At 52.0% G+C, this 5,060-nt stretch carries 3 protein-coding genes; all 3 read left to right on the top strand.

The window, feature by feature from the left end:
- Positions 1–279 precede the first annotated feature (279 nt).
- The 3 genes from nusA (at position 280) to infB (ending at position 4,898) form a co-directional block, all read left to right on the top strand.
- On the top strand, positions 280–1,476 hold the full coding sequence (nusA, locus tag O9332_RS15230) for a transcription termination factor NusA (RefSeq protein WP_002768358.1): 1,197 nt from the start codon (positions 280–282) through the stop codon (positions 1,474–1,476).
- Entirely contained in the window at positions 1,473–1,754 is a 282-nt protein-coding gene (locus O9332_RS15225) for a YlxR family protein (RefSeq protein WP_002768359.1), read from the top strand. The genes nusA and O9332_RS15225 overlap by 4 nt, the downstream gene beginning before the upstream one ends.
- A gap of 111 nt (positions 1,755–1,865) precedes the next feature.
- Entirely contained in the window at positions 1,866–4,898 is a 3,033-nt protein-coding gene (infB, locus tag O9332_RS15220) for a translation initiation factor IF-2 (protein ID WP_012264842.1), read from the top strand.
- The last annotated feature ends 162 nt before the right edge of the window (positions 4,899–5,060 follow it).

The following is a 5,060-nucleotide window of genomic DNA, read 5'->3' as shown; positions in this document are numbered from 1 at the left end:
TAACCCTTATATAGAAAGGCATTTAGCGATTTTTGTCAATTGTTTTTTATCTAGAGCGAACTAATCAATTAAGTCTCTTACCAGATAAGGATTTAGTCGATTTATGCCCCCCTATCGAACCATACCAAGTAACGAAGAACCTAAATAAATAACTAACTGATTAACTTAAAACTTACATCTGATAACTGATAACTTACATCTGATAACTGATAACTGATAACTGATACAAGGCTAATGGCTAAAAAACTAATCACTCAAAAGTAAGGAGAAAAAATAATTATGGCTACTGTTAATTTGCCTGGTTTAAAAATAATGCTCGAAGAAATTAGCCAACGACATAATCTGCCCAAAAATGCCGTACAGGAAGCCTTGCGTGAAGCACTTCTCAAGGGGTATGAACGTTATCGACGCGCCCAAAGTTTAGAAAAAGCCGCTCAATTTCATGAAGATTATTTCAATAACTTTGATGTGGAATTAGACGTAGAAGAAGAAGGGTTTCGCATCCTTTCGACTAAAACTATTGTCGAAGAAGTGACTAATCCCGACCATCACATCGGTCTCAAAGAAGTGCAAGAAGTGGCCGATGAGGCCCAATTAGGGGATGAAGTAGTTCTTGATGTCACCCCCGACCAAAGAGAATTTGGTCGCATGGCGGCAATTCAAACTAAACAGGTTTTACTGCAAAAACTGCGGGATAACCAACGCAAAATGATTCAAGAGGAGTTCCAAGATCTGGAAGGAACGGTTTTACAGGCCCGGGTCGTCCGTTTTGAAAGACAGGCCGCTATTGTCATGGTACAAAGCACCTACGGTCAACCGGAAGTGGAAGCAGAACTACCCAAACGGGAACAGCTACCCAACGATAACTATCGCGCTAACGCCACCTTTAAAGTTCTGCTCAAAAAAGTCCTGGAAGGTTCTCACCGCGGCCCGCAATTAATCGTTTCCAGAGCGGCGGCGGGTTTGGTAGTATATTTGTTCGCCAACGAAGTTCCCGAAATCGAGGAGGAAATCGTGCGTATTGTCGCCGTCGCCCGGGAAGCCAATCCCCCCTCCCGTCACGTTGGTTCGCGGACAAAAATCGCCGTCGATACCTTAGAGAGAGACGTGGATCCGGTTGGGGCTTGTATTGGGGCTAGAGGTTCCAGGATTCAAGCCGTGGTTAACGAATTGCGGGGGGAAAAAATCGACGTGATTCGCTGGTCTCCAGATCCCGCCACCTACATCGCCAATGCCCTTAGTCCCGCCCGTATCGACCAAGTTTTGTTCACTAATGCCGAAGAAAGACAAGCATTGGTACTGGTGGCACAGGATCAATTAAGTTTAGCGATTGGCAAAGAAGGGCAGAACGTGCGTCTAGCCGCCCGTCTGACGGGCTGGAAAATCGATATTAAGGATATAGTCCTCTATAAAGGCGAACAAGAGGTAAAAACCGATGAAAACGACCCAGAAGCGCAGGATTTAGACCAAGAATGAACCCCTTCGTCAATTATCGACGCTGTATTAGCTGCCGTCTCTTCGCCCCGAAAGAATCCTTTTGGCGAATTGTCCGACTACACCCGTCCGGACAGATACAATTAGATCAAGGAATGGGAAGGGCTGCCTATATCTGTCCGCAACCTAATTGCCTGCAATTAGCCCGGCAAAAAAATCGTCTCGGACGGGCCCTAAAAGCCAATATTCCCGAAACGCTCTATGAATCCTTGCAAGAGCGCCTCGGGACTGCCAAGCAAGGTCGTTCAAATCAGGATTAAAATTGACGATCATAGCCACAAAATCGTTAGCATGGAAAGGGGGCAGTCCTGAGAGGATCAAAAAATCAGCCAACTTATAGGATCACTAACACTTTAGCCGGGGGATAATGGATGAGTAACACGAAAGTCAGAATTTACGATTTATCAAAAGAATTGAATCTAGACAACAAAGACATTTTGGACATCTGTGACCAGTTGAACATCGAGTACAAGAGCCACAGTAGCACGATCAGCGAAGAGGATGCCCAACGCATCAAAGCAATCGCTGCGAAGGGATTGGCCTCGAGTACCAGTAAAAATAGCACGGGTCAGCGAGAATCGGCTAGTCCTGCCGAAGAAAAAAAACAAAAGATTTTAGCCCTGCATAAACACAACCGCCCCGAAACCGGCGAAGAAGGGGAAAGCTATCCCGGTCAAGCCGGTTCCTCGGCCAAACCGACTTTAATCAGTCCCCCCCGTCCCCCGGTTAAACCCCTCGTTGCTCCCCCAGGGCGCGACGAGGCGGCCGAAAAAACTCCCCCCACTGCAGCAGAGATGCTATCTCATAGCCCCAGTGTTAAAGAAACCCCGACCGAAACCCCGCTAGTGCCAGAAGCAGCCCCCACCTTAATCGCCCCACCTAATCGACCTTCCCTCACCCCGAAACCACGCCCTGAAACTGCCTCGGGACGGCCAGAACCCCGATCTAAAAATGCTCCTGGCAGTAACGACAGGCCCCGGGGAGAAAAACGCGAGCGCGGCGAGAGCGAAAACGCCCCTAGTCCTGAGCGTAGGGTAGGCTTGGCTAAACCAGAAAAACCGACCCTCAACCGCAAACCCGACGGAAAAAGCCCGAAACTGGCGGAACCAGCTAGAGAAGTGCGGGAGACAGTGGAGTTGAAGCGCCCGGTTCGCCCCGGGTTACCCGCTAAAATCTCGGCTACCAGCGAGGAGGAAACCGATACCACCAAGAAATCTGGTGTTGATGGCACAGAAATCGATACAGATACCGGATTGCTCGGAGCAGACGGGCCCAAAAAACTCAAACGACCCACCATGCCCCCTCGCATGGCCAAAAAATCTACCTGGGAAGAAGAAGAAGAGGAAGAAAAAAAAGCGGCCAAAACCGCCAAAACTGCCGGCAAAAACAAACGCCGCACCCAAGCGCTCTTTGAAGATGACGATGATCTAGAATCGGAACTGTCCGGGTTAATTAATACCCCCAGTTTTACCCTCTCCACCGCTCGTCCCCCCAAACCGCCCACCGCTAAAGCTGCCCCCCCCGGCACCCCAACAGCAGTCAAAGTTAAGCGGCCCAGTAAACCAACCGCCCACACCGGCAGCCCGAAAAGCGAGCGCCAAGAACCCCAAGAGGAAAAACGCCCGGAAAGCATCGTTGTCACCGGCAGTCTCACCGTGCGCGACCTCTCGGAATTGATGAAAGTCCCCGAAACTGAGATCATCAGAACCCTATTTTTTAAAGGGATGGCGGTTAATATCACCCAAACTCTCGACGTGGACACGATCGAAATGATCGCCAGGGACTTCGAGATCGCCGTGGAAACCCCCAGCACCCAGTCGGCGGCGATCAAAACCACGGAAATGATCGATGTCTCCGACTGGGAAAGTCTCCAGCGTCGTCCCCCCGTCGTCACCATTATGGGTCACGTTGACCACGGTAAAACCACCCTCCTCGACTCGATCCGCAAAACCAAAGTCGCCCAGGGGGAAGCAGGCGGCATCACCCAGCACATCGGTGCTTACCACGTCGATGTGGAACATAACGGCAAACCGGAACAGATTGTCTTTTTGGATACCCCCGGCCACGAAGCTTTTACCGCTATGCGCGCCCGCGGGGCGAGAGTCACCGATATAGCCGTGCTGGTGGTAGCCGCCGATGACGGCGTACAACCCCAAACGAAAGAGGCAATCAGTCACGCCAGGGCTGCCGAAGTCCCCATCGTGGTGGCGATTAACAAAGTCGATAAACCTTCAGCTAACCCCGACCGGATTAAACAGGAATTGACCGAACAGGGACTGGTGGCCGAAGATTGGGGCGGTGAGACGATCATGGTTCCCGTTAGCGCCCTGCGGGGTGAAAATCTCGATAATCTGCTGGAAATGATCCTCTTGGTGGCAGAAGTGGAGGAATTGGTCGCTAACCCCGACCGCTTGGCGAAGGGAACCGTCATCGAAGCTAACCTCGATCGCACCAAAGGCCCCGTGGCTACCCTGCTCGTCCAGAATGGCACTCTCCGGGTCGGTGATAGCATCGTCGCCGGTTCCGTTTTCGGCAAAATTCGGGCCATGATCGATGATCGCGGTCAAAAAGTCGAAGCGGCCACCCCCTCCTTCGCCGTGGAAATCCTCGGTCTCAGTGATGTGCCGGCCGCTGGCGATGAATTCGATGTCTATGAAAGTGAAAAAGAGGCCCGATCAATCGCTGATCAACGGGCGATCGAACGACGCAACACCCGTTTACAACAGGCCCTCTCTTCTCGTCGCGTTAGCCTTAGCACCCTCTCTATCCAAGCTCAAGAAGGACAACTCAAGGAACTTAATCTCATCCTCAAGGCAGATGTGCAAGGTTCCGTCGAGGCCATCCTCGGTGCGCTCAAACAGTTACCCCAAAACGAAGTGCAGATTCGCGTTCTCCTCGCCTCTCCGGGGGAAATCACCGAAACCGATGTGGATCTGGCCGCCGCTAGTGGTGCGGTGGTGGTGGGCTTTAATACCACCCTTGCCAGTGGTGCGCGCGCATCCGCCGATCGGGAAGGGGTCGATATCCGCGATTACAATATCATCTACAAGCTTCTCGATGATATTCAAGGGGCGATGGAAGGTCTTCTCGACCCCGAAGAAGTGGAAGAACACCTCGGTTTCGCCGAAGTGCGCGCCGTCTTCACCGTCGGTCGTGGGGCTGTGGCGGGCTGTTATGTCCAATCTGGTAAACTGGTGCGGAACCGCTTCCTGCGCGTGCGTCGCGGCAAGGAAATTGTTTATCAGGGAGTTCTCGATTCCCTCAAACGGATGAAGGAAGATGCCCGGGAAGTAGCTACCGGTTTCGAGTGCGGTGTCGGTGTTTCTAAATTCAATGACTGGAAAGAAGGCGACATTATCGAAGCCTACGAAATGGTCATGAAACGTCGCACTTTATCCAGTTAATTAGACTTGAACCGTCGGGAGTCGGGAGTCAGGAGTCGGGAGTCAGGAGTCAGGAGTCAGGAGTCAGGAGGCCGCTTTTTTTTCCCCCCTCCCCCCCGGCCCCCTGGCCCCCCCTGATAATTGATAATTCCGAATTTCCCCCCCCCCCGGGGGGCCCCCGCC

This window comes from Microcystis sp. LE19-10.1B (genome assembly GCF_027530565.1).
Taxonomy (GTDB): Bacteria; Cyanobacteriota; Cyanobacteriia; order Cyanobacteriales; family Microcystaceae; genus Microcystis; species Microcystis aeruginosa.
The sequence above is the reverse complement of the archived record's forward strand: the minus strand, read 5'-3'. Positions and strand labels throughout refer to the sequence as shown.

Coding starts and splice junctions, on each gene's coding strand:
- nusA (WP_002768358.1), top strand. CDS start 280: ATGGCTACTGTTAATTTGCCTGGTTTAAAAATAATGCTCGAAGAAATT.
- O9332_RS15225 (WP_002768359.1), top strand. CDS start 1,473: ATGAACCCCTTCGTCAATTATCGACGCTGTATTAGCTGCCGTCTCTTC.
- infB (WP_012264842.1), top strand. CDS start 1,866: ATGAGTAACACGAAAGTCAGAATTTACGATTTATCAAAAGAATTGAAT.